The organism is Ruegeria sp. BB5 (assembly GCF_056539405.1).
In genome coordinates, this window is record NZ_JBQFUX010000001.1 from 1,483,620 (window position 1) to 1,507,415 (window position 23,796).

The window sequence follows — 23,796 nt, forward strand, 5'->3', positions numbered from 1 at the left end:
CGGGTGTCTCCTGTATCTGGTTCAATTTTCAGCAAATTTGCCTGCACGTTTCAGAAATTCTTGATTTTTTACTTCACCATGCAATGTTGAAAAAGACGAAACTCGCAATTCGCGCTGTATCGTTACGGCGATACGGTAATCAATTGCGGCGACGTCAATCACTGCCCCCACCAATTATGTGGGACAACGCGTAAGTAGAAGGAGACACGGGAAATGCCAACTGGCACCGTGAAATGGTTTAATACCACGAAAGGCTACGGGTTTATTGCCCCTGATGAGGGCGGCAAGGACGTATTTGTTCATATCTCGGCCGTTGAACGGTCCGGTCTGACCGGGCTCGCTGACAATCAGAAAGTCTCGTATGAGTTGGAAGACGGACGCGACGGCCGACAAATGGCATCTGATTTAAAGCCACTGTAAAACAGTCCCGCATGCTGCGGGTGATCAAAACAGGCCAACGGCCAATTTCCGGCCGTTGACCAATATTCAAAGGTTAGAAACCTTACCCTCGCGCCGGGTCGGCTTAGGCGCGAGAGTATTAGCTTTTTCCGTCACAATAATGCGCAATACGCGAGATCAGCTTTTGCGAATGACCGCTTCGAACTCGCGCCATTCCCGAGCGGTCATGCCCGAGTTTTCCTGCGTGACATTTTCCCCGGCCAGCATCCGGCGCAGGCTGTCGACCATCTGAGCCGAAAGGTTCACCGCACCCAGCCGATAATCCTCGAACGCTTTGTAGGCGAAGGGCACCCAGTCGGCGACGATCTTGCACATGGTATCCGCATAGACCCGGATCTCGTACTGCGCATGCGGGTCGGCACGCAGGCGCAAGAAGTGGAACAGGTTGTGCAGATCAACCTTCCAATACCACTGCGTATAGATATTCGCGGGCAGGTTCATCCGCGCCAGTTCACGCGCCAGACCCTGTTGGCCGTCTTGGTTGATCATCGATTCATAGTTGTCATAGCATCGGGCGCTATCGGCCTTGAGGATATCCAGAACTCGCGCGGCCTCTTCCCCTTGCAGCGCATCACCCCGGCCTTGGTTGTTTACCTCGGACTGCGCGGCAACGTGATCGGGTGCGGGGATATAGAACTCGCGGTCCAGAATCGAATAGCGCGCGGAATACTCGTTCACATTTGCCGTGCGGTGACGAATCCACTGCCGGGCGACAAAGACAGGTAGCTTGACGTGCAGCTTGATCTCGCACATCTCGAACGGGGTCGAATGCCAGTGACGCATCAGATAGCGGATCAGACCCTCATCGTTCTGCACCGATTTTGTGCCTTTGCCATAAGACACCCGCGCCGCCTGACAGATCGCCGCGTCGTCACCCATATAGTCGATCACGCGCACAAAGCCGTGGTCCAGCACCTGATGAGCGGTATAAAGGTGATCTTCCATACCCGCAGCCACAACGCGGCGTGTTGGATGCGATTGCGCCCGTTGCGCTTCGATCTCGGCCAGTTGGTCAGAGGACAGCGGCATAAAAGTTCCTTTCCAGCAATGAGTCGCCCACCACTATATATCGGCAATTCCCCGACCGGAACCGCGACATGTACACCCAGCGGCGCATTTTCAAAATTGTGTCCGCCCTGCCCCTCGACACGCATTTTCCGCGCGCTAAGCTGCAGCCCATCACCTGAACGGAAAGGAAGCCACAATGGGGCTGAGATATCTTCACACCATGATCCGCGTGAAGGATCTGGAAAAGTCGATGGCGTTTTTTGAGTTGCTGGGCCTGAAGGAAACCCGCCGCTATGACAGCGAGGCGGGGCGGTTTTCGCTGATCTTCATGGCGCCCCCGGGGCAAGAGGATCGCCCAATTGAGCTGACCCACAATTGGGATGGTGACGATGCGCTGCCCAGCGACAGTCGGCATTTCGGGCATTTGGCCTATGGCGTCGACAATATTTACGAGGTCTGCCAGCACTTGCAGGACAATGGTGTGGTGATCAACCGCCCGCCCCGCGACGGCCGTATGGCGTTTGTACGGTCGCCCGACAATATCTCGGTCGAGTTGCTACAGAACGGTGACGCGCTGGAAGCCGCCGAACCCTGGGTCAGCATGGAAAGCACCGGACACTGGTGATCCGCTGGCTGACAGCACTGGGACTGGCCGGACTGGCCAGCCCGCTTCGGGCCGAAACCTGTCGCCTGGCCCTGGCGTTGGCTATGGATATCTCAAGCTCGGTGGATGCAACCGAGGATACCCTGCAGCGGCAGGGCCTGGCCGCTGCCCTGATCGCCCCTGAGGTGACCGAGGCGTTCTTTTCCTCTCCTTTGCCCGTGGCATTGGCTGTGTATGAGTGGGGCAGCCGCTCGACCCAGCGCATGATCCTGAACTGGACGATGATCAACACGCATGCTGATTTGCTTACAGCGGCAGAGACCATACAGCGTTCAGTCCGATCTGACGGTGACTCGGCCACTGCCATGGGGCAAGCTTTGGCTTTTGGAGCGACCCTGATGCAGCAAGCACCACCATGTTTGTTTCAGACCATCGACCTGTCTGGGGACGGCGCAAATAATGACGGCTTCCAACCTGCATCCGCTTATCGCCACTTTCCGTTCGAGGGCATTGTGGTCAACGGGCTGGTTATCAATGCTGCCGATTTCGAGGGCGAAGTTCATCTGATTTCCTACTTCAAAAACAATGTTCTGTACGGGCCTGGCGCATTTCTAGAAGTCGCACAGGGGTTCGAGGATTTCGAACGCGCCATGCGGCGGAAGCTGGAACGTGAACTGACAAGCTTGCAAATCGGCGTGCTGCAGGACTTCGCGCCCAGATGACGCGGCTATTGGCATTTGTCATTAGTTTGATCGCTGGTTCGGCCACGGCAGAGTGCCGACAAGCGCTGGCGCTGGGGCTGGATGTTTCTGGTTCGGTGGACAGTCACGAATACCGGCTGCAACTTGACGGTGTGGCAGCCGCTTTGCAGCGTCCTGAAGTGGTGCAGCTATTGCTGTCAAACCCTGCTGCCCCTGTGCGGCTGGCGATTTTTGAGTGGAGCGAGCCGGGCCATCAACGTCTGTTGCAAGACTGGATCGCCATACGTTCGGGCAGCGATCTTGACCGGATCGCCCTATTACTGAACCGGACCAAGCGCAGTGCCGCCCCGCAAGGTACGGCTGTTGGCTCAGCGATGCTGTTTGGGGCTGACCTGCTGTCCAACCAAACAAGTTGCTGGAAACGAACACTCGATCTGTCCGGCGACGGCAAACACAATCTGGGCACTCACCCGCGCGACGCCAAAAGCGCGCTTGAAGCTTCGGGCATCACCATCAACGGCCTGGTCATCGGCGCGGATGATCCCAGCCACGGCGACAAACGCTATGTGCAGGTTGGAGAGCTGTCTGCCTATTACACCGCCTGGGTCATCCTGGGGCCAGATGCCTTTGTCGAGGTTGCCCTGGGGTTTGACGCTTATGAGGACGCCATGACCCGAAAACTGATCCGAGAGCTTGAAGGGCTGATCCTGTCCGATGCGCGCCCCTGATCAGTAGATATATCGGATCTGGTCCGTCCAATACCGTTCCACCCGGCGCAAAGAGGTTGTGATGTCGTCTATCCCCTCCAGTCCAAGCACACCACGGGTTTGCAGCCCCTCGGCATGGCGCGAGAACAGCTCGGTCACGATATCCCGAATCTCGCGTCCTCGTGGTGTTAACCGAACCCGGACCGAGCGTCTGTCGATCTCACACCTTTGGTGGTGCATATAGCCCATTTCGACCAACTTCTTGAGGTTGTAGCTGACGTTGCTGCCCTGATAATAGCCACGGCTTTTCAACTCACCCGCCGTCACCTCATGATCGCCGATATTGAACAGAAGCAGGGCCTGAACGGCGTTGATTTCCAACACGCCCACCCGCTCGAACTCATCCTTTATAACGTCCAGTAGCAGACGGTGCAGCCGCTCGACCAAAGCGAGCGCTTCAAGATAGCTGGTCATGAAACCCTTGGTTTCCGGCGCGGAGACCTGCATTTCCATACTCATTCGATCCTCCGATTCAGTCGCGCTGTTTCAGGCAGCATGAATCGAAATCCCCAAGAATCGGTTAAGCTGGATTTTCTTTATTTTTGAAAGGTCTGCGCGATATCCGAAACCAGATGGACAAACCCCTCGGGCGGCTGGGCCTGCCCGGTGACCCACTGATACAGATCCTGATCATTTTCGTGTAGCAGCGCGTCGAACTGATCCAGACCCGCTGTATCCATCGCGTCGAGATTACGTTCGGCATAGGCCGAAAGGATCAAATCCATCTCTTTGATCCCGCGTCGCATGGACCGCATTTTCATGCGTTTGATCCTGACTTCCCGTGTTTCGGTCACTTTCCCTGCTCCGACATCAAGCGCAGCTTCTTCTCAAGCCGCGCGGCCCGTTCGGCGCTGGCGCGCATCTCGCCCCGGATTGCGCGTAGCTCGGCCACCGCATCCGCCAGCTCGATATTGGCCTCGCCGTCTTCGACGGGGGCGTCCATACCTTCGCCTTCGCCGGTCAGCAACCACATGATCGAAACGTTGATCATACCCGCCATCATCGACAAACGGTTGGCACGCGGTTCGGACAGATCGTTTTCCCAGGCCACAATAGTCGCTTTTTTGACACCCAGCCGACGCGCCAGTTGGGTTTGGGTCATACCAGCGGCCTCGCGCGCGCCTGCCAGCCGGTCCCCAAATGTCGCTGCCTCTGGGCTATACCAGTCATTTTCGTCGGTCATCAGGGTCTCCATGTCTCGGCCTCATACTGCTTGATCGTCATTCGGGCGCACCCTATGACAGACAGGTTGAACATACAAACTGAGGCCATCATGACTTTCCTGTCTGCGACACTGTCACGCGTAAAACCATCACCAACCATCGCGATGACCGCCAAAGCAGCCGAGTTGAAGGCGGCGGGGCGTGATGTGATCGGCCTGAGCGCGGGTGAACCCGATTTCGACACGCCACAGAACATCAAGGACGCGGCTGTTGCAGCCATTGCAGCGGGCAAGACAAAGTATACCGCCCCTGACGGAATTCCCGAATTGAAACAAGCCGCCTGCGCCAAGATGAAGCGTGATCATGGGCTGGATTACACGCCCGCACAGATCTCGGTCGGGACTGGCGGCAAGCAGACGTTGTATAACGCGTTGATGGCGACAATGAACGACGGGGACGAGGTTGTTATCCCCGCGCCATATTGGGTCAGCTACCCGGACATGGTTCTGCTGGCCGGAGGTACGCCAGTCGTGGTCGAGACGACGCTGGAAAACAGCTACAAACTGACCGCCGAACAGCTTGAGGCGGCGATCACGCCCAAGACCAAGTGGTTCATCTTCAACTCGCCGTCAAACCCTACGGGGGCGGGCTATAGCCGTTCGGAATTGAAGGCCCTGACAGATGTACTGATGCGCCACCCGCATGTGTGGATCATGTCCGACGACATGTACGAGCATCTGGCCTATGACGGGTTCGAATTCTGCACTCCGGCCGAGATCGAACCGGGCCTCTATGACCGTACCTTGACCTGCAACGGCGTATCGAAAGCCTATGCTATGACCGGCTGGCGCATTGGCTATGCGGCGGGACCGGTCGAGATCATCGCCGCCATGCGCAAGATTCAATCACAGTCGACCTCGAACCCATGCTCGGTCAGCCAATGGGCGGCGGTCGAGGCGCTGAACGGAACGCAAGCGTTCCTGGCCCCGAACAACGAGACGTTCAAACGTCGCCGCAATCTGGTGGTTGACATGCTGAACCAGATCGACGGTATCACCTGCCCCACGCCCGAGGGCGCGTTTTATGTCTACCCGTCGATCGCAGGACTGATCGGCAAGTCCACTCCGGCCGGCACCAGAATTGACTCGGATGAGGCCTTTGCCACCGCCCTGCTGGAAGAGGCCGACGTGGCCGTTGTATTTGGCGCGGCCTTTGGCCTGTCACCGAATTTCCGGGTCAGCTATGCGACCTCGGACGAAGCCCTGACCGAGGCCTGCACCCGTATCCAGCGCTTTTGCGCGTCCCTGACTTGATCCGGAGGCCCCTGATGACCGCAGAACTGCCTGAATACTACTTTCGTGTCCGCGAGAATGGCGCGGCGGTTTTTCGGATCGATACCGAAAACCGTCAACGGCGGATCGAGATGGATCAGATCGCGGTCATCAACATCCGCAATGGCGAGGTCAAGCCACAGGGCCAGCGCACCCTGACAGCGGCGGATCAGGTGGAAATCGCACGATGGATGGACGCGCGCAAAGCCCTGCTGGCGCAACGGGATATCGACGACATACACCGCGCGGTCGACTATCTGAATCTGACCACGCAATGGGCACAATCCAAGGCGTCGGACGAACAGCTTGAGGATGTCACCGACCGGTTGTTGCTGGCGATGCACGACCTGCGTAGCGTTCTGGTGCGCAAAAAGGCAGATCGCCTAAGCAAAGGCTGAAGCCGCGGCTATTCCGCAGGCACCCCTACGGTCTGAACCGAGCGCATCCAGAAACGGGCCATCAGCAAGACGGCCGCGCAGGCAAGCCCAAGTACAAGACCCATCCAGATGCCGATCCCGTCCATCCCCTGCACAAATCCAAAGTAATAGGACGCCGGTATCCCAACCACCCAATAGCTGAGCCCGGCCATAACCATCGGCACCTTGGCATCTTGCAATCCGCGCAACAGGCCCAGTGCAATCACCTGTGCCCCGTCGACCAACTGGAACAAAGCGGCCATGGCCAGCAGGCCCGTTCCGATGGCCAGGATTTGCGGGCGCTGCGGATCGTCGGGTTCGACAAATACAGAAATCAGCGGCTCGGCGCAGGTCACAAACAAGATAATGGTCAGAACAGACACCAGCAGAGACATCACGGTCACCGCCTTTGCACCTTTTTCCAGATGCGGTCGATCCTTGCGCCCAAGGGCGTTCCCCGCACGGATCGTGGCCGCGTTAGACAGCCCCAGATGCACCATGAACGTGGCCGAGGCCAGATTCAGCGCAATCCCATGCGCCGCCAGCGGCACCGGCCCGATCCAACCCATCATGAAGGCGGACATGGCAAACAGCGACACCTCGGCAAGCAATGTAAATCCAATGGGAATGCCAAGACGCAGCACGCTGTACAGCATCTCCCAATCCGGGCGCCAGAACCGCTGGAACAGGTTATGTTCGGGCAATACCCGCACGGCGTAGACCACGACCGCAACCAGCGACACCATCTGCGTCACCACCGAGGCAATTGCTGCCCCCATAACGCCCAGTTCGGGCGCACCCCAATTGCCGAAGATCAGCGCATAGTTGGTCAGTGCGTTGACGACAGCGGCCGTCACAGTGATCCACAAAACGATCTGCGTGCGCTCCAAAGCAGCCAGATAAGATTTCAGCACCATGACCACCAGCGCTGGGAACAGCCCCCATCCCGCAACACGCAGATATTGCGATGCGGTTTCAGCCACCTGCGGATCTTGCCCTGCAGCAATCAAAATCGGGTGGGACCACCACAGCAAAGGTATAACCAGCACCGCGTATAACAAGGACAGCCACACCCCCATACGGGTCGAGCGGCGAATGCTGGTCTCATCCTCTTCGGCGGCCGCAGTCGCCACCATGGGCATCACCGCCAGTCCGAAACCGCCGCCAAACAGGAACAGCACGAAATAAAAGCTACTGGCCAGCGTCACTGCGGCCAATGCTTCCACCCCGTACCAGCCCAGCATGATCGTGTCGGTCAAACCAATGGCAAACTGCGCCAGATGCCCGCCGACCAGCGGCAGGCCCAGAACTGCAATGGCCCGGAAGTGATCGCGATATGTCATTACCTTATTCATTTCACCAGCCTTATGCCCGGCCAGAGGCCGGGACAAGAGGTGATCAGTGAAATTTCAAGGTGAGACTAGTTCTGCCGGCAATTGGCCATTTGGTTCATCGCGCGTCAGGATGCAGGGAAGTGCCCAGAATATGCTCGGACTGATGAATGACGTGATGCGCCTGCCCTACGATCATGGGATCGGGCTGGCCCACGATATTGTGGTCCTTGTCCGGGTAATCCAGCGTCGACAAAAAGTGGCGCATACAGTTCAGACGCGCACGTTTCTTGTCGTTCGACTTGACGATGGTCCAAGGCGCGTCGGCGGTGTCGGTATAGAAGAACATCGCCTCTTTCGCTTCAGTATAGTCGTCCCATTTATCCAGGCTCGCCTTATCGATGGGCGACAGCTTCCATTGCTTCAACGGGTCGGTTTCCCGGCTTTTGAAGCGGCGCTGTTGTTCCGGCTGCGTGACCGAGAACCAATATTTGTAGAGCTGAATACCCGAGCGGACCAACATCCGCTCCAACTCGGGCGTCTGTCGCATGAACTCAAGGTACTCGTTGGGCGAACAAAAGCCCATGACCCTCTCAACGCCCGCACGGTTGTACCAAGAGCGGTCGTAGAACACCATTTCACCGACCGTAGGTAGCTCCTGAACATAGCGCTGATAATACCACTGGCCTTTCTCTTCCCAGGTCGGCTTGTTCAAGGCCACGACGCGGGCTTGCCTTGGGTTCAGGTGTTCCATAAACCGCTTGATCGTACCGCCCTTGCCCGCCGCATCGCGTCCTTCGAACAGTAGAACAAAGCGCTGCCCGGTCTCTTGTGCCCAAAGCTGCACCTTAAGCAATTCGGCCTGCAACTGTGCCTTTTGCGCCTCGTACTTGCCCCGCGCCATCTTGCGATCATAGGGATATTTGCCGCTTTCGAACGCTTGGCGAATACGCTCGGGGCTGGGTTGCGATGGCTCAGGATTGGGTGTTGGGACAATTTTGACAGAGGATTGTTTTTGTTCAATTTGTGCCGCTGCTTCCATTCAATTTTTCCTTTTTCACTATCCGCAGGAACGTCTAGCAAAAGGCGCAGATTTTCGCTTTGACACGGGTCAAATTTTTGAGCCGTAGCGTGGGAAATTTTCCACTAATGAAGTTCAACACGCTGCGGCAGATTTCTAGCTATGCCCCCAATCCGCCGGATCATCCGAGTTGTTGGGTGAAAGACCCAGAACGTCGCCTGTGGTAGAACATCCAAGCCCAAGAACCGTTCTGTTCGCGTATGAGAAATACGCGCAGACCTGATTGATCTCGAGGATCTCGCCATCGTCCCACCCGGCGTCCCGCAGGGCGCGAACATCAGCCTGAACCATCTGCGCAGGTGCTTCGGTTAGCTTGCGCGCATAGCACATAGCAGCGATCTGGGCGTTGTCCAGCGGTGCAGAATCCGGCGTTCCGGCCTCAATCGCGGCGCGGATGGCATCGCCCCGTTCCGCGTCTGCCAACAACCGCTGCAACCCGCTAAAGTGATGCTCGACGCAATAGTTGCACTGGTTCAGGGAACTGACCCAAACCCCCAGCACCTCAAGAAACCACTTCGGGACTTTATTGGCCGAGTGATGCAGGACGTTCTTGTACAGCGCCATGTGACCTTCCATCGAATGCGGCCGCAAAGAATGCACCATCATTATGTTGTCCACGTTGTTGTCAGGCCCGGTGACCCGCTCGTAAAGCTTTCTCAGCTTGCCGGTGGCTTCGTCAAATGGAACAGTCTTAATCCAGCTCATATGGTCCTCGCCCTGTTGTCGTGTCGCGTCTTCGCCTCCCAGTTTCGCACTCGTATCCTTCTGAGACAAAACTGGATCGCCCCACCATGTCAGGCTAAGCTGACGAAACGCAAGTAAGGGAGTATCTCATGGAAATGGCGGAGAAAACTGTCACTGAGTTCTATGCCAACCACCCAATTTCCGCGCCGCATATTCTGACCAAGCTAACAAGCCTTCGCGGATCGCTTGAGGATGTGACCCCGCAAGAGCTCTACCCTTATGATCAGGATCACTATGACGGCCTGAATGCCAACGCCCGACTGGCGGACAAGGTCCGGATGAAATCTGGTGATCGCGTTTTGGATGTTTGTGCCGGGCTTTGTGGACCTGCGCGATGGTACGCCTCTGAGCATGACGTTGACGTCACTGGTCTCGATATCAGCCCCAACCGCGTCGACGGTGCCAAGGAACTGAACGCGCTTGTCGGACTACAGGATCAGGTGCATCCAATTCTGGGCAGTGCGATGGATATACCCTTTGACGATGCGCATTTCGATGCGGCGGTCAGTCAGGAATCCTTCTTGCATATCCCCGACAAGCTCAAAGCCCTATCCGAAGTGTTCCGCGTTCTGCGCACTGGCGGACGGTTCGCCTTTACCGATTGGGTGATGCATGAGCCCCTGCCCGATGATGAGATGGAATTGTACCACCAACGTTTTGCCTGCCAGTCCCTGCTGAGCATTCCCGAATACGAAACTGTGTTGAAAAAAACTGGATTTTCGGTTGCCTCGGCCAACGATGTAACGGCGTCCTGGGGCGAAATCCTGGCGCGTCGGCTTAGCATGTATCAAACCTTGGATGCCGAGGCCGAACGCGCTGGCAACCCGTCCAAGGGGGATACTTTCCTGAAAATGTACGCGCAATTTGTCAGCGACGTGAAACAAAGAAGGATCGGCGGGGTACGATTGACGGCGGAAAAACCTTAATAACTTCGGCTTCGTGCAGAGGTGTCACCCATCAAGATCACAGCCAATCGCCCACAACACCTCGCGCCCCTCTTCCCCCGGACCACATCACCTGCCATAATGGGTCTCAACCTAAAAACAAGAGCAGCCCCGATGCCCGACGATCTGTTGACGCCAAGCGCGACCACCACTTACGACGCCTCTTCGATTGAGGTACTGGAAGGTCTTGAGCCGGTCCGAAAACGCCCCGGTATGTATATCGGCGGCACTGATGAGCGCGCTTTGCACCATATGGTGGCCGAAATCCTCGACAACTCGATGGACGAAGCCGTCGCGGGCCATGCCAACCGGATCGAAGTTGAACTGCACGCCGACTACGCCCTGACCGTACGCGACAACGGACGTGGCATTCCGATCGACCCGCATCCGAAATTTCCCGACAAATCAGCGTTGGAGGTAATCCTGTGTACCCTCCACGCGGGTGGCAAATTCTCGGGCAAGGCGTACCAGACCTCGGGCGGTCTGCATGGCGTGGGCGCATCTGTGGTAAACGCATTGTCGGATTCGATGGTCGTGCAGGTGGCGCGAGATAAAACGCTGTTCGAACAACGGTTCTCACGCGGTATTCCTTTAGGCCCGGTGGAAAAGGTCGGCGCGGCCCCGAACCGACGCGGCACCACAGTCACTTTCCACGCTGATGCCGAGATCTTCGGCCATCACAAATTCAAACCGGCGCGGCTGTTCAAATCCATCCGATCCAAGGCCTATCTGTTCTCGGGCGTCGAAATCCGTTGGAAGTCCGCCATCGACGATGGCGAGACCCCGACCGAAGCGACCTTCCACTTCCCCGGTGGCCTGTCGGATTACCTGAAAGAGACGATGAATGGCTCGTCCACCTATGCTGAGCAACCCTTTGCCGGTACCGTGGACTTTAACGAGAAATTCGGCACTCCCGGCAAGGTCGAATGGGCGATCAACTGGACGCCTTCACGCGACGGGTTCATCCAGTCCTACTGTAACACCGTCCCCACCCCCGAAGGTGGCACCCATGTGGCAGGCTTCTGGGCTGCGGTCCTTAAGGGGATTAAAGCCTATGGCGAGTTGATCAACAACAAGAAAGCCGGTCAGATCACCCGCGACGACCTGATCACCGGCGGCTGCGCGCTGGTGTCGTGTTTCATCAGTGAACCGGAATTCGTCGGCCAGACCAAGGACCGTCTGGCTACGGTCGAGGCGCAGCGGCTGGTCGAAAACTCGGTCCGCGACCATTTCGACAACTGGCTGGCTGCCGACACGAAATCCGCCGGCGCCATTCTGGACTTCCTCATCCTGCGGGCTGAGGAACGCCTGCGCCGACGGGCCGAGAAGGAAACACAACGCAAGTCCGCCACTAAGAAACTTCGTCTTCCCGGCAAGCTGGTGGACTGCTCTAGTTCAACACGCGACGGCACGGAATTATTCATCGTCGAGGGCGACTCGGCCGGTGGGTCCGCCAAGATGGGCCGTGACCGCAAAACACAGGCCCTGCTGCCCCTGCGCGGCAAAATCCTGAACGTGTTGGGCGCGGCCAGTTCCAAGCTGGGCACCAATGCCGAGATCAACGATCTGACGCAGGCTTTGGGAGTGGGGCTTGGCACCAAATTCAACGTCGACGACCTGCGCTATGACAAGGTCATCATCATGACCGACGCAGATGTGGACGGGGCGCATATCGCCTCGCTGCTGATGACGTTCTTCTTCACCCAGATGCGTCCGATGATCGACGCGGGACACCTGTATCTGGCCTGCCCGCCCCTCTACCGCCTGACCCAAGGCGCAAAACGCGTCTATTGTCTGGACGAGGCCGAGCGCGACGAATGGCTTGAGAAAGGTCTGGGCGGCAAGGGCAAGATCGACGTGTCACGCTTCAAGGGTCTGGGCGAAATGGACGCCAAGGACCTGAAAGAAACTACGATGGACCCGGCCTCGCGCAAGCTAATCCGCGTCACCATCGACGAGGACGAACCCGGCGAGACCGGCGATCTGGTCGAGCGCCTGATGGGCAAAAAACCCGAACTGCGGTTCCAGTACATTCAGGAAAACGCGCGGTTTGTGGAGGAGTTGGACGTCTAAGACGATCGAACGCGAAAGACATCAATCAGTGCAGAGGCCAAATGTTCAAATCACGTAAGGCAAGACTGTGCTGGTCAACTGGTATTCTTGTTCTCGCTGGTGTGATTGTGATGTTCGCGGGTCGCTACCGCGAACCGGCCACTGTTGAAGACATCGTCGAGTCCTTTCTTCAGACACATAATATTCCGGGGGCTGTGCTGGCCTACGGCCCCTCGGATGCAGAGCCCAAAGTCGTGGCGTTTGGCGTGTCAGACCCGATTGAGAACACGCCCATGTCGACCGACCAGCCATTTCGCCTGGCCTCGGTCACAAAACCCATCGCAGCCAGAGCACTGATCAAAGCCGAGGAACGTGACCAAATCGACCTGGATCGTCCCATAGCCGAGCTTGCCGACCTGCCCCCGCCGCATGACCCGCGGGCCGCACAAGTATCGGCGCGGCAGCTTTTGGCGCATACGGGTGGGTTCGATAGAACTATCAGTTTTGATCCGATCTTCGCGCCCGATCGGCTTGGCCTTGACTGGTCGGCCAGTTGCGCCAAAGTGGCCCGGACCGTGTGGCAAACCATGCCGTTGGATCACACGCCGGGCAGCAAGACGGCGTACTCGAATGTTGGCTTCTGCCTTCTGACCGATCTGCTGGGGGCGGAAGCTGAAGACGCCCTGCAGCAGGTTGCCGATATCCATCTGGAGGGGCCCGCCGGGGCCAATTGGGAACTTCGCAGCGACGGTTGGACCCGTGTGCTGAGTTCTAAGGACGATCAAGGCTGGCTTTCAGGCTTGGGTATCGCTGGTGGGGCAATCGGCACGGCCGAGGCGGTCTGGACCATGGCCTCAGCGCCCCAACCGTTTTTCGAGGCGACGGCATCACAGGACGACAAAAGTGATTTCTACGCGTCGGGCTGGCATGTCTGGCCGGAAGAGAACGGCCAGCACCTGACCCATTGGGGCGGGGTCCGAGGCATCTTCACAACCGTCTTTCGATTTTCGGACGGAGAGACTGTTGTCGTGTTGTTCAACGCCTCACCTGTTGAGCCCAATAGTGCATTTGTGTCGCTGCATAACGCGTTGTATGAGTTCAATAAATCGAATAGGTGAGATCAAAATTGACCACACTGAAGAGCAAGCGCCTGATGAGCGAAAAGCCCGAAATGCGGTCCAGTACATTCAGGAGAACGCGCGGTTTGTGGAGGAGCTGGATGTTTGACCTAAAGAGCCTCCAACACTCCACGTTTTGGACGACAATTTGGCTTAGGCCTATTGCGTGAGTCTATTTTGTTGGCGTGATGACATGAGTTCCCACTACTTTGAACTCATCTGATATGCCCAAAACAATTTCGTAGCTATATATCAGGTCAAACTCAAATAAACGCCAAAATAGCGTAGGATTTCTTTCCCTATACTGTTCTACGGTCCAATAGCCTGCGACATTCCCGACAGGTTGGTCTATTCTAGTAGGAACAAAGTTCTCACTTCTGTATCTGCTGTATCCCACCACTCGGAAGTCGTGATAACTCATCCAGCTTTGAATTCTATCTAGAGTACCCAGACTTCGCGAAATACGGAAAATGCAAACCTCTACGCCACTCCCGTAACCTACTCTTTTCCAATCCAGCTTCAGCAAGTTTGGGCTTTCTTTCTTCTGTTCCTCTTTGATCAAACAGCTTTGTACATCTGGATAGTTACGAATAGCTTTTCGGAACTGTTTCCATCGCGCCTGTTCACTATCCATAACGTAACCCAAGAATAAAAATGGCTCGGCGGATTGGTTGGAAAGATGATCATATTCGATCTCACACGTATCCGTCGGTCTGCAGTCCGTCCATACATCAGCCTCAGGCCCTTCCGCCGCCAAAGGCATAGAAGCGGCAAAAATTGCAACTGCAAGAATCAAAAATTTGGTAATTGAACTATCTTTCATTTCACGCAAAAACTTTGGGTGCGCATTTGTTCTCTAAGAAGTTGAGCTTAGCTAACAGGCTTCGCCAAGTAGGGTTTCCCTGACCTCCAGCGGGCCTGTTTAAGAGAAATCAAAAAAAAAACCGGACGGTCGTAAATCTGATAGTAACCTGACGAGCCTCGTGCCCCGCCTATGGGGGCGAGTCGGGCGCGTGCTTGATGCGTCGCATCAAGCATTGGGTGGATGGCGTGAGATCCTCCTCAAACAGCTCCCAAACACCCCCCTTGCCTAACCTGTTGATCTCGTTCACACTTACTCTCAAACCGTCATTCAAGAACGACAATTGAGGTTCCGAGCGTCCAAGACGCAATGAAACCAACAATAGATTTTCGAACGGGAGGACGACATGAAAACACTAACCCTTGGGCTGGCCGTTGCGCTGCTGGCCAGTCAAGCGTCCGCGCAGCAGACATTGACCACCGCATCCCCCATTCCGGACGGGGCCGAGACCAAGTTCTGCTACTACAACGGCATGGCCTATTCGCAGGACGCCTTTGTTCTGCTGGTCGGCGACAACACCGTTACCCAGACGGTCAGCACGATCCAGGAACGCCTGCTGCGTTGTCACCGTGAGGACGACGGCACGATGAAGTGGAAACCGCAGAGCACGTTCTCGACCAATAACTGAACGCTTAAGGTGGGCGGGCTAGCCCACCTTCTGCTCCAGCCATTCCGCGATCTGCGCGGCGGGCTTTTCCCAGCCGGGCTCCATAAACAAGAAATGCGCGTGGTTCTCGACGGGCATGAAAGTCGCTCGGTCACCATACAAATCGGCCAGGGCGCGGCAGGTGTTGGGGTTCACCGCCCTGTCCTCAGTCCCTGATACGACCAGCACCGGGCAGTCGACCTTGTCGATATCGACCTTCATCGCGTGGTGATCGTCGAACATCCAAAAAAACATCTCGAACATCACCCGCCCGCTTTCGGCGCCCAAACGGTCGAACACCGCGTGCTGTTGCGCCTCGGGCATTTTGTTCAGCGCGAAGGGGGCCATCAGGTCGAACTCGACCCGCATGGGCTGTTTCCAGAACGCCCCGCCCTCCATCAACGCACGCGGGATGGCACGTTCGTCATCGGTTTCGGGCAAGGTGCCCCAAGGCGCGTTCGGGTTGATCAGGACAATCGCACTGGCCAACCCACGTGAGGCCACCTGCTGCGCCACAACTCCGGCGATGGCATGGCCCAACAGAACCGGTTTGCTGTCCAACCCCTGCACGAACTCTGCTATGTCGTTGGCATAGTCCATTACGCTGATATCGGTCAGGCGCGGGTCGGGTTCGGCCTTTGAGTCCCCACCGTGATAGCGCAGCGCGGGGATGTGAACGGTCCAGCCCCGGTCGCGGAAAAACCCGGAATAATCCTGCATACACCATGGCCCTGCAAAGGCACCGTGGATCAGAACAATCTCTTTGGTCATGAAAACGCTCCCTTTTCTCTCGCTACTATGAGAGATCGGAGGCGACTTCAGCAAGGCTGTGTCGCAGGCCTATCAGACGGACAGGCCTATCAGCGCCACTCCGACAGCCATAAGAACCGCTGCACCAAGCCGCCGCATCCAGTTCCCCTCTTTCAGGAAAACAAACCCGATCAGCGCCGCGAATATTACCGAGGTTTCCCGTAGCGCCGAAACTGCACCAAGCGGTGCGAAGTTCTTGGCATAAAGCACCAGACCATAGGCTGTCATCGAAACAAGCCCGCCCAGAATGCCGATCATCCAGACTTTGGCAGGCAATTCAGCCAGGGTCTTCCGTCGACGGATACCAACAAACCCCGCGATAAACAGATGCAGAAACGCACCCCAGGCCCAGTAGCTAAGCGTATTGCCGGACAAGCGCACGCCAATACCGTCCACGACCGAATAAATCGAGATGCAAAAGCCCGTACCCAGCGCAAATCCAAGGGCCCAACGGCCCACACCAGAGCGCAATGCCTTCCAACTGCTGAGCTGGATACCAACCGCGATCAGCGCGATCCCACCCCACGCTTGCAGCGGCAGCACCTCGCCCACCAACAGCATCGCCCACAGCGATACAAGCGCCGGAACGATACCGCGGGCAATTGGATATACGACACTTAAGTCTCCGTGCTGATAGGCTTTGCCGAGCATGAAATAATAGCCGAAATGCACCACGGTTGAGATCAGGATGTATAGAAAGCTTGCGGCACTGGGCAGTGGCAGCAACAGGATCATTACCGTTGCTGGAATGACATGCCCCAACGCCACCAGACCCAGAGTGGTGGTCCGATCAGCCGCGGTTTTGACAATCGCATTCCAAACCGCGTGCAACACCGCCGCCGTCAAAATGATGGCAATGACAAACAGGGTCACATCCGAACCTTTCGTAAAGGAAGAAACTGTCCTGCAAATCGGACCGGCTAAGTTATTTGCACAGGTTGAGGCCGATCACAACGCAGCTTCGATCAGTGTTTTGAGAATGTTTTCGGTGAGTCTGTTTGGGTTTCCACCGCAGGAGGAAGCGGTGATTGTGCCGTTGACCAGCGCAAGATAGCTGCCCTGCAGGCCAAGCCCTATTGATGCGAAATCTCTACAACTGAACGTGAGGAGTGTTGCCAGCGCGCTGGCGCGCGGTCACTTTGGTGTCATGACATTTGTGACCGAAAATCAACTGCCCCTGCTGATATTGTTCTTTATTATTGGCTCGGTTGGCACCGCGTTTCTATTTCGCAAACCGGCCGGGCACCGGGCATGGAAGCTGGCCGACCTTGTCTGGGTCGTTCTGGGCGGGATCGGCGCACTGGTGGCGGTTCTGGCCGGGCTCTACACCTCGGACAGTTCGCGGTTGGACCGGCAAATCGATGTGGCTTATGCCGCGACGCTTGCTTTTGACCGCGACGCCGCGCGGTTCCGACTGCGGTTCTGCGATCCGGCCTACGACCCGGACACCGCCGTTTTGTGCGATAAGGTTGAATTCCTTTCGGCCTCAACCGCCAGCAATGCTGACCTGCCCTTGTTCATCGCCGTGACCAATGAGGTCGCGCCCTTGCAAGGATTGCATTTCCTGTTAGGCGGACAAGCAAGAGACGAGCAGGAGGAAATTCGCGCTATGGCCGCCAAGGCCGATGCGTTCAGCATCGATCAGTTCCTTGTTTTCACAACGCTGGACGATGCAACACAGGTTGCGATCGACAACATGCGCCGGAAAGTGCCCGCCATTGCCGGGGATTATCTGATCCTTGCCCAAAGCTATGATGACCTGGTTGAACAGGTCGGAAAGCTAAAAGACGAATGGGAATACCTGCAGGAAAACGCGCATATACTGGTGTTGCAAATCGTCGCCCTGTGTCTGGTCAGCTTTGCCGCGCCCTTCCGGTTGGGCAAATCCATTGTCGAACTACGCACTACGCTCAGCGTCGGTACGCCTGCGCCAAGCGTTCCGGATCAGCCCCAAGAAAATATCGTGTCAGGGTCCACAGATTCCGTGCCCCCCGACGCACCCACCCCGCCCGTGCATAGCGGTCCGCGCTCGTAACCGCGCGGGTGCTCAGCAGGGTGATGTGGGGCAAGGCGCGCACCAGCGCCACGTCCTCCATCAACGGCTGGTCCGGGTAGCCTGCGGCTTTGTCATAGGCGCGACGTGACACCAGAAGCCCCTGATCACCATAAGGTAAGCTAAACACCCGGCTGCGCATGTTGGCCCAGCCCGCAACCCAGGCTGGCCAGAACCCGCTGGCCTGAAAGGTCAGACGAAAAGCCGCGGGGTTGCCCGTGGGCAGATGCTCTCCCACGTCCTTGCTCCACCCTTCTTGCAGGACGGTATCGGCGTGCAGGACCAAAAGCCATTCACCTTTGGCTACCGCGCAGCCCCGCAGCAACTGCCCCCCGCGTGAGGGCGGCCCGGTCACAATCTCTGCCCCTGCCTCTTCTGCAATTTCAAGGGTCTGGTCGGTTGAACCGCCATCGGTAACGATCAGCTCTCGGACCAACCCCGTGTGCAAACCCTCCATCAAAGCGGGCAAGGAGTCCAACAAAGCCTCTGCCGCGTTCAGGGTCGGGATGACGATGCTGATTGGTGCTGGCAAGGCGGATATCCTCTGGTCATGGCGACGCGATCTCCTATATCACGGGGCCAAGGGAAAAGACGAGGACCACCCCATGCCCAATCGCCGTATTCTGCGCCTTAGCGGGTCGGACACTGACAGCTTTCTTCAAGGGCTGGTCACCAATGATATTTCCGGGCTGGATCAGGGACTGGTTTATGCCGCACTGCTGACCCCGCAGGGCAAGTATCTGGCGGATTTCTTTCTGAAACGTGACGGCAATACGGTGCTACTGGATGTCGCCGAGGATATCGCCGACGGGTTCGTCAAGCGGCTGGGCATGTACAAGCTGCGCGCCGATGTTTCGATCGAAGATAGCGGCCTGAATCTGCAACGCGGCACCGGCCCGGCACCCGCAGGCGCCCTGCCCGACCCGCGCCATCCGGATATGGGGTGGCGGGCGTATACGGTCGAGGCCGAAGGCGACGATGGTACGGATTGGGACGCCATCCGCGTGCGACACTGCATACCGGAAACCGGTATCGAGCTGACCCCCGACAGCTATATCCTTGAATCTGGATTCGAGGGCCTGAACGGCGTCGATTTTAGAAAAGGGTGCTATGTCGGGCAGGAAGTCACCGCCCGGATGAAGCATAAGACCGAGTTGCGCAAAGGGCTGCGTAGCGTTCGGGTTAATGGCACCGCGCCCGTTGGGACCGAAATTACATCTGGCGGCAAACCGGCCGGTACCTTGTTCACCCAATCGAACGGTCAGGGGATCGCCTATCTGAGGTTTGACCGCGCCAACGACGATATGCAGGCCGCCAAGGCCACCGTCACGCTTGACGCCTAACATGTTGCCATTCCGGCACGGCTGAACCGTTGCGCGGCCCGGTACCCTTTGAACCCATTCGGGGCGCTGCCACACTGCGGTCAGTCCACTGAACGGATGCGCATATGCTTAAGTTATACGCTGCAATCTGGCGTGCCAGCGCCGGACGGCAAATCATTCTTATTGTCCTGTCCATCGCCATCGCAGGCCTTGCTGCGGTGCCGCTGGAGTTTCAGCGCGATATCGTTAACCATCTGACCTCGAACGATATCAGCACCGAACGATTGCTATATCTGGGTGCAGGTATGATGTCGGTCATCCTGCTGAGCCTCGCCTTAAAGTGGCTGCTGGGCTATCGCGCCGGGACGCTGGGCGAGGATCTGATCCGCATGATCCGCCAGCGGCTTTTGATGCGCTCATCGGACCTGAGTGAAACCGGTGAGAAAATGCGCTCGGGAACCATGACCACGGCTATTTCAGCCGAGGCCGAGGAGTTGGGAAAGTTCGCCGGTGGCGCCTTTTCAGACCCGGTTGTGCAGATCGGCACGCTGATCAGCGTCATTGGTTACATCTCATCAACGCAACCGGGTCTGGGCATGATTGCCTTTTCAATGATCGTACCGCAGATCATTATCGTACTGGTCTCACAGCGAAAGGTGAACGTCTTCGTGGCCGAGCGGGTCCGCATATTGCGCAGCTCTACCGACAGATTGACGACCGAAGACATTGACGCCGTGGCGCGCGATATCGAGGCTCAGTTCGACGATATCTACAACACGCGCCGCCGCATGTTCCTGTGGAAGCTGTCCGCCAAATTTCTGCTGAGCGTAATTAATGGCGCAGGCACGGTCGGTGTTCTGATGCTGGGCGGGTACCTGGTTCTGAATGGCAAAACGGATGTGGGCACCGTGGTTGCCGCCACCAGCGGTCTTGGCCGCATTCAGGGCCCCACGGCCTTTTTGATCGCCTTTTACCGACAAGTCAGTGCCAACCGCATCAAATATGAATTGATGCTGGAACTGTTCGGCCCCAATCCCGAACGGTATCGCCGACCCAGAAAACTGCACTAAAAAAAGACCGCGCGGCCCCTGCCGTCGCGGTCTTTTCGTGTTTCGCCAAAGCACCGATTTACGCGCGTTCGGAATATTCCATGCTTTCGGTGTTCACCACGATCATCTCATCCTGACCGATGAAGGGCGGTACCATGACCTTGACGCCGTTATCCAGAATGGCTGGCTTGAACGAGTTTGCAGCAGTTTGACCTTTGACCACCGGCTCGGTCTCGACGATCTTGCAGGTCACTTTTTGCGGCAATGTGGCGTTCAGTGCTTCGCTTTCATAGAATTCGACCACGATGGTCATGCCGTCCTGCAGAAACGGGCGACGTTCGCCCAGCAATTCGGCGGGCAGTTCGATCTGCTCATAGGTCTCAGAATCCATGAACACCAGCATGCCGTCAGATTCGTACAGGAACTGCTGATCTTTCTGTTCAAGGCGCACACGTTCGACCTTGTCTGCCGAACGGAAACGTTCGTTCAATTTCGAACCATTGCGCAGGTTGCGCAGTTCGACTTGCGCAAAAGCACCGCCTTTACCGGGCTTTACATGGTCGACCTTAACAGCAGCCCACAGCCCATCGTTATGCTCAAGCACGTTGCCGGGGCGAATTTCGTTCCCATTTATCTTGGGCATGACATAAATCCTTCACAAACGGTTGATGCGTCAGTTCCCGTCCCTATATCTGGCGTAACCACACCTGACAAGACAACGAGACCTAGTGCTGCACTTGCAGCAAGCTATGCAAATGACGCAACGCAACTATGCATTTTAGCTGTATCCGAATCACATCTAATAGGTCATAAGGACCGTCACGCCGAAAATGCAAGAGCAAGAACAACAAGGAAGACGAGATGAGAGATTTCGTTGACGGCACTGCCTTTAACAATGAGCAAGGCAATCGTGCACGCAAACTTTTCGCAGCCGTTGTGCTGGCTGCACTGGACGACGCTATTGCCGATGACAAGAAATACGGCAACGGCCCGGAACAGATCGCCCGTTGGGCCCGCTCGCGCGATGGCCGCGAGGTTCTGTCCTGCGCAGGTATCGACCCCAACGAGCGGGTTGTCGGCGGGTTGATGGAGTTCGTTGGTCGTGGCGTGCGTACCTCGGTCGCGCTGTCGCGTGAAGAAAGCGAGCGTCGTAATGCCGCTCAACAGGCAGAAGCCGCTTAAACCAAGGCGACATCTGCAGGAAAAAGCGCGCCCACTTTCCGGGCGCGTTTTTCTATTTCCGGGTCAGAAAAACAGCAGCCATTGGCGAGCAACCCAAATCTCGGCCCCCAACAATGCGGCAAAGAATAGCTTGGCGGGCGCTGACAGCCCCCTGTTCCATAGCACCACATAAGAACCAGCACATATAACAACAGAAACAGGCGCTACCAAAAGCGCGTGATACGCACTGTCCCAATAGCTGACCGGGCTGTGAAAGACCCAATCGCTCAGTGGCCAGAATTGCGGCCGACCGTCACCGGCATGCAGCAGGAAATCCATCGACAGATGCAGCAGCCCTGCGGATGCAGTAACAGTCACAAACCGCCATCCTCGCCAGTGCCCAAGCATCAACGCCAGCCCCCATAGGATGAACGAATTGTCGATGGCAAACACCGTCTGCCAGGCTGGTGAGAAGTATAGTTCGTCAAAGACGATCTGCGGCGGGATGCCCAAGACGTGCAAGGACACCCCAGCCATGACGTACAGCGACAGATCGGGCAGAACCGAGCCCAGCACCGCAGCCCACAGAATGGCCCCCCGCGCAGGCCGCGCAAAAGCGGCAGCGCCGATCAAAAGATGCGCGGGCGTGTTCATCCAGGGCTTTCCCTTTGGTGTCAAATCAGGTCATCTGCGCCCTAACGTATAGGAGACGACCATGGTTCGCGCCATCATGATTCAGGGCACCGGCAGCAATGTCGGAAAATCAGTTTTGGTGGCCGGGCTTGCGCGCGCTTATACGCGGCGCGGGCTGAAAGTGGCGCCGTTCAAGCCGCAGAACATGTCCAACAACGCCGCCGTGACCGAGAATGGTGGCGAGATTGGCCGCGCCCAGGCCCTGCAGGCACGTGCTGCCAAGCGTCCGACCCATACGGATATGAACCCGATTCTGTTGAAACCGGAAACGGACACCGGCGCTCAAATCATCGTTCAAGGCCAGCGTTCGGGTACGATGAAGGCGGGCGACTATCGCAAGGACAAGTCCAAGCTGTTGGATGCCGCGCTTGAAAGTTTTGACCGGCTGTGCAGCGATGCCGATCTGGTGCTGATCGAAGGTGCCGGCAGCCCGGCTGAAACCAACCTGCGCAAGGGCGATATTGCTAATATGGGCTTTGCCTGTGCCGCTGATGTACCGGTCGTTCTGGTGGGCGATATCCACCGAGGCGGAGTCATTGCGCAAATCGTCGGCACGCAGGCGGTTTTGGATGCCGGTGATCTTGAGATGATCACAGGTTTCGCCGTCAACCGGTTCAAAGGCGACGTCTCCCTGTTTGATGAGGGACGTGACGACATCGCCACCCGTACAGGATGGCCATGCATGGGCGTAGTTCCGTGGTTTCATGACGCCTGGAAATTACCCGCTGAGGATATGATGGACATTCGCTCGCACAGTGGCGGGGCCTGCAAAGTGGTTGTCCCACAATTGGAACGCATGGCGAATTTCGACGATCTTGATCCGCTGTCCGCCGAACCGGGGGTCAGCGTTGAAATCATCCCAGCCGGGCGTCCTTTGCCGGGTGATGCCGATCTGGTGCTGTTACCCGGCAGCAAATCCACCATCGGCGATCTGGCCTATTTCCGGGCGCAGGGCTGGGATATCGACCTATATGCCCATGTTCGCCGGGGTGGCCATGTGCTGGGCCTGTGCGGTGGCTATCAGATGCTGGGCAAAACCATCGCCGATCCCGATGGCGTCGATGGCCGACCCGGCACTGTTGACGGGCTGGGCTTGTTGGACGTGACCACCCTCATGGCAGGCCAAAAGCAGGTCACACTGCGCACGGCACGCACCATTCCGGGGCATGAGCCAGTCACCGGGTATGAAATTCACATGGGCCGAACCGAAGGTCCCGATTGCGATCGCGCCTGGCTTGAGATCGAAGAGCGGCCGGAAGGTGCTGCTGACAGCACAGGCCGCATCCGCGGGAGCTACCTGCACGGCATCTTTTCTTCTGACGCTTTCCGCGCCCGCTACCTGCAGCAGTTGGGCGCAGAATCGGACCTGTCATATGAGGATGGGGTCGAGGATACGCTGGACGCGCTGGCGGACCATCTGGAACAGCATATGGACCTGGATCGCCTGCTGGGTATGGCCCGGCCGCCGAAGCGGCCCTAAG

28 protein-coding genes are annotated in these 23,796 nt (G+C 57.2%); 14 read left to right on the top strand and 14 right to left on the bottom strand.

Features of this window, described 5'->3' with window-relative positions:
• Positions 1-21 precede the first annotated feature (21 nt).
• Positions 22-162, bottom strand: a complete 141-nt coding sequence (locus tag ACR0DL_RS07405) for a hypothetical protein (protein ID WP_170410402.1) — start codon at positions 160-162, stop codon at positions 22-24.
• Positions 163-213: 51 nt separating this feature from the next.
• On the opposite strand from ACR0DL_RS07405, the gene ACR0DL_RS07410 reads away from it, so the two are divergent.
• A complete protein-coding gene (locus ACR0DL_RS07410) occupies positions 214-420 on the top strand; it encodes a cold-shock protein (protein WP_010439113.1) in 207 nt (68 codons plus the stop codon).
• 156 nt (positions 421-576) lie between these two features.
• On the opposite strand, the gene thyX is transcribed toward ACR0DL_RS07410, so the two are convergent.
• The gene (gene thyX, locus ACR0DL_RS07415) at positions 577-1,488 is read right to left on the bottom strand and encodes an FAD-dependent thymidylate synthase (RefSeq protein ID WP_170375946.1); all 912 of its coding nucleotides are present in this window, start codon (positions 1,486-1,488) and stop codon (positions 577-579) included.
• Positions 1,489-1,663: 175 nt separating this feature from the next.
• On the opposite strand from thyX, the gene ACR0DL_RS07420 reads away from it, so the two are divergent.
• Genes ACR0DL_RS07420 through ACR0DL_RS07430 form a run of 3 tightly spaced genes read left to right on the top strand, consistent with a single transcriptional unit; the run spans position 1,664 to position 3,500 of the window.
• On the top strand, positions 1,664-2,092 hold the full coding sequence (locus ACR0DL_RS07420) for a VOC family protein (RefSeq protein ID WP_170349169.1): 429 nt from the start codon (positions 1,664-1,666) through the stop codon (positions 2,090-2,092).
• On the top strand, positions 2,089-2,793 hold the full coding sequence (locus ACR0DL_RS07425; protein ID WP_480688317.1) for a DUF1194 domain-containing protein: 705 nt from the start codon (positions 2,089-2,091) through the stop codon (positions 2,791-2,793). The genes ACR0DL_RS07420 and ACR0DL_RS07425 overlap by 4 nt, the downstream gene beginning before the upstream one ends.
• Positions 2,790-3,500 carry a DUF1194 domain-containing protein gene (locus ACR0DL_RS07430; protein WP_480688319.1) on the top strand — a complete coding sequence of 237 codons (711 nt, stop codon included), beginning with the start codon at positions 2,790-2,792 and terminating at the stop codon, positions 3,498-3,500. Before ACR0DL_RS07425 ends, ACR0DL_RS07430 begins: the two co-directional genes overlap by 4 nt.
• On the opposite strand, the gene ACR0DL_RS07435 is transcribed toward ACR0DL_RS07430, so the two are convergent.
• The 3 genes from ACR0DL_RS07435 to ACR0DL_RS07445 all read right to left on the bottom strand — a co-directional run bounded on the left by ACR0DL_RS07435 (position 3,501) and on the right by ACR0DL_RS07445 (position 4,722).
• Positions 3,501-3,998, bottom strand: coding sequence for a MarR family winged helix-turn-helix transcriptional regulator (locus ACR0DL_RS07435; protein ID WP_413247476.1), 498 nt, complete (start codon positions 3,996-3,998; stop codon positions 3,501-3,503).
• A gap of 77 nt (positions 3,999-4,075) precedes the next feature.
• Positions 4,076-4,333 (bottom strand): succinate dehydrogenase assembly factor 2, encoded by a 258-nt coding sequence (locus ACR0DL_RS07440; RefSeq protein ID WP_226688273.1) that lies wholly within the window; start codon positions 4,331-4,333, stop codon positions 4,076-4,078.
• On the bottom strand, positions 4,330-4,722 hold the full coding sequence (locus ACR0DL_RS07445) for a helix-turn-helix domain-containing protein (protein ID WP_170359165.1): 393 nt from the start codon (positions 4,720-4,722) through the stop codon (positions 4,330-4,332). The genes ACR0DL_RS07440 and ACR0DL_RS07445 overlap by 4 nt, the downstream gene beginning before the upstream one ends.
• A 90-nt stretch (positions 4,723-4,812) precedes the next feature.
• Between ACR0DL_RS07445 and ACR0DL_RS07450 the strand changes: the two genes are divergently transcribed.
• Both ACR0DL_RS07450 and ACR0DL_RS07455 read left to right on the top strand, forming a co-directional pair.
• Positions 4,813-6,015, top strand: coding sequence for a pyridoxal phosphate-dependent aminotransferase (locus tag ACR0DL_RS07450; RefSeq protein ID WP_480688321.1), 1,203 nt, complete (start codon positions 4,813-4,815; stop codon positions 6,013-6,015).
• Positions 6,016-6,029: 14 nt separating this feature from the next.
• Entirely contained in the window at positions 6,030-6,431 is a 402-nt protein-coding gene (locus ACR0DL_RS07455) for a hypothetical protein (RefSeq protein WP_480688323.1), read from the top strand.
• 8 nt (positions 6,432-6,439) lie between these two features.
• Here the strand turns inward: ACR0DL_RS07455 and ACR0DL_RS07460 are convergent, their stop codons facing one another.
• The 3 genes from ACR0DL_RS07460 to ACR0DL_RS07470 form a co-directional block, all read right to left on the bottom strand.
• Positions 6,440-7,804, bottom strand: a complete 1,365-nt coding sequence (locus ACR0DL_RS07460; protein ID WP_480688325.1) for an MATE family efflux transporter — start codon at positions 7,802-7,804, stop codon at positions 6,440-6,442.
• 94 nt (positions 7,805-7,898) lie between these two features.
• The gene (gene ppk2, locus ACR0DL_RS07465) at positions 7,899-8,822 is read right to left on the bottom strand and encodes a polyphosphate kinase 2 (protein ID WP_170359173.1); all 924 of its coding nucleotides are present in this window, start codon (positions 8,820-8,822) and stop codon (positions 7,899-7,901) included.
• Positions 8,823-8,957: 135 nt separating this feature from the next.
• Complete coding sequence (locus tag ACR0DL_RS07470; protein ID WP_480688327.1) at positions 8,958-9,566, bottom strand: carboxymuconolactone decarboxylase family protein; 609 nt, start codon at positions 9,564-9,566, stop codon at positions 8,958-8,960.
• A gap of 134 nt (positions 9,567-9,700) precedes the next feature.
• Here ACR0DL_RS07470 and ACR0DL_RS07475 point away from each other — a divergent pair, with 134 nt between their 5' ends.
• The 3 genes from ACR0DL_RS07475 to ACR0DL_RS07485 all read left to right on the top strand — a co-directional run bounded on the left by ACR0DL_RS07475 (position 9,701) and on the right by ACR0DL_RS07485 (position 13,719).
• Complete coding sequence (locus ACR0DL_RS07475) at positions 9,701-10,531, top strand: class I SAM-dependent methyltransferase (protein WP_170349179.1); 831 nt, start codon at positions 9,701-9,703, stop codon at positions 10,529-10,531.
• Between the two features lie 132 nt (positions 10,532-10,663).
• Positions 10,664-12,622 (top strand): DNA topoisomerase IV subunit B, encoded by a 1,959-nt coding sequence (gene parE / locus ACR0DL_RS07480; RefSeq protein WP_170396358.1) that lies wholly within the window; start codon positions 10,664-10,666, stop codon positions 12,620-12,622.
• Between the two features lie 41 nt (positions 12,623-12,663).
• Complete coding sequence (locus ACR0DL_RS07485; RefSeq protein WP_425080391.1) at positions 12,664-13,719, top strand: serine hydrolase domain-containing protein; 1,056 nt, start codon at positions 12,664-12,666, stop codon at positions 13,717-13,719.
• 172 nt (positions 13,720-13,891) lie between these two features.
• On the opposite strand, the gene ACR0DL_RS07490 is transcribed toward ACR0DL_RS07485, so the two are convergent.
• Positions 13,892-14,542 (bottom strand): hypothetical protein, encoded by a 651-nt coding sequence (locus ACR0DL_RS07490; protein WP_480688329.1) that lies wholly within the window; start codon positions 14,540-14,542, stop codon positions 13,892-13,894.
• 385 nt (positions 14,543-14,927) lie between these two features.
• Between ACR0DL_RS07490 and ACR0DL_RS07495 the strand changes: the two genes are divergently transcribed.
• Positions 14,928-15,209 carry a hypothetical protein gene (locus tag ACR0DL_RS07495; protein WP_170349183.1) on the top strand — a complete coding sequence of 94 codons (282 nt, stop codon included), beginning with the start codon at positions 14,928-14,930 and terminating at the stop codon, positions 15,207-15,209.
• A gap of 18 nt (positions 15,210-15,227) precedes the next feature.
• Here the strand turns inward: ACR0DL_RS07495 and ACR0DL_RS07500 are convergent, their stop codons facing one another.
• From ACR0DL_RS07500 to ACR0DL_RS07510, 3 genes are all read right to left on the bottom strand, one after another.
• Positions 15,228-15,998 carry an alpha/beta hydrolase gene (locus tag ACR0DL_RS07500; RefSeq protein WP_480688331.1) on the bottom strand — a complete coding sequence of 257 codons (771 nt, stop codon included), beginning with the start codon at positions 15,996-15,998 and terminating at the stop codon, positions 15,228-15,230.
• A gap of 72 nt (positions 15,999-16,070) precedes the next feature.
• Positions 16,071-16,910 (bottom strand): EamA family transporter, encoded by an 840-nt coding sequence (locus ACR0DL_RS07505; RefSeq protein WP_480688333.1) that lies wholly within the window; start codon positions 16,908-16,910, stop codon positions 16,071-16,073.
• Between the two features lie 1,037 nt (positions 16,911-17,947).
• The gene (locus ACR0DL_RS07510; RefSeq protein WP_480688335.1) at positions 17,948-18,622 is read right to left on the bottom strand and encodes a TIGR04283 family arsenosugar biosynthesis glycosyltransferase; all 675 of its coding nucleotides are present in this window, start codon (positions 18,620-18,622) and stop codon (positions 17,948-17,950) included.
• A 73-nt stretch (positions 18,623-18,695) separates the two neighbouring features.
• Here ACR0DL_RS07510 and ygfZ point away from each other — a divergent pair, with 73 nt between their 5' ends.
• Together ygfZ and ACR0DL_RS07520 are read left to right on the top strand one after the other, a co-directional pair.
• Positions 18,696-19,433 (top strand): CAF17-like 4Fe-4S cluster assembly/insertion protein YgfZ, encoded by a 738-nt coding sequence (gene ygfZ / locus ACR0DL_RS07515; protein ID WP_480688337.1) that lies wholly within the window; start codon positions 18,696-18,698, stop codon positions 19,431-19,433.
• Between the two features lie 104 nt (positions 19,434-19,537).
• Positions 19,538-20,482 carry an ABC transporter transmembrane domain-containing protein gene (locus ACR0DL_RS07520; protein WP_480688339.1) on the top strand — a complete coding sequence of 315 codons (945 nt, stop codon included), beginning with the start codon at positions 19,538-19,540 and terminating at the stop codon, positions 20,480-20,482.
• Positions 20,483-20,540: 58 nt separating this feature from the next.
• On the opposite strand, the gene efp is transcribed toward ACR0DL_RS07520, so the two are convergent.
• Positions 20,541-21,104, bottom strand: coding sequence for an elongation factor P (gene efp / locus ACR0DL_RS07525; RefSeq protein ID WP_170349189.1), 564 nt, complete (start codon positions 21,102-21,104; stop codon positions 20,541-20,543).
• Between the two features lie 218 nt (positions 21,105-21,322).
• On the opposite strand from efp, the gene ACR0DL_RS07530 reads away from it, so the two are divergent.
• Complete coding sequence (locus ACR0DL_RS07530) at positions 21,323-21,643, top strand: DUF6280 family protein (protein WP_008757056.1); 321 nt, start codon at positions 21,323-21,325, stop codon at positions 21,641-21,643.
• A 63-nt stretch (positions 21,644-21,706) separates the two neighbouring features.
• Here the strand turns inward: ACR0DL_RS07530 and ACR0DL_RS07535 are convergent, their stop codons facing one another.
• On the bottom strand, positions 21,707-22,276 hold the full coding sequence (locus tag ACR0DL_RS07535; RefSeq protein WP_480688341.1) for a cobalamin biosynthesis protein CobQ: 570 nt from the start codon (positions 22,274-22,276) through the stop codon (positions 21,707-21,709).
• A gap of 61 nt (positions 22,277-22,337) precedes the next feature.
• Here ACR0DL_RS07535 and ACR0DL_RS07540 point away from each other — a divergent pair, with 61 nt between their 5' ends.
• On the top strand, positions 22,338-23,795 hold the full coding sequence (locus tag ACR0DL_RS07540) for a cobyric acid synthase (RefSeq protein ID WP_480688343.1): 1,458 nt from the start codon (positions 22,338-22,340) through the stop codon (positions 23,793-23,795).
• Position 23,796 lies beyond the last annotated feature (1 nt).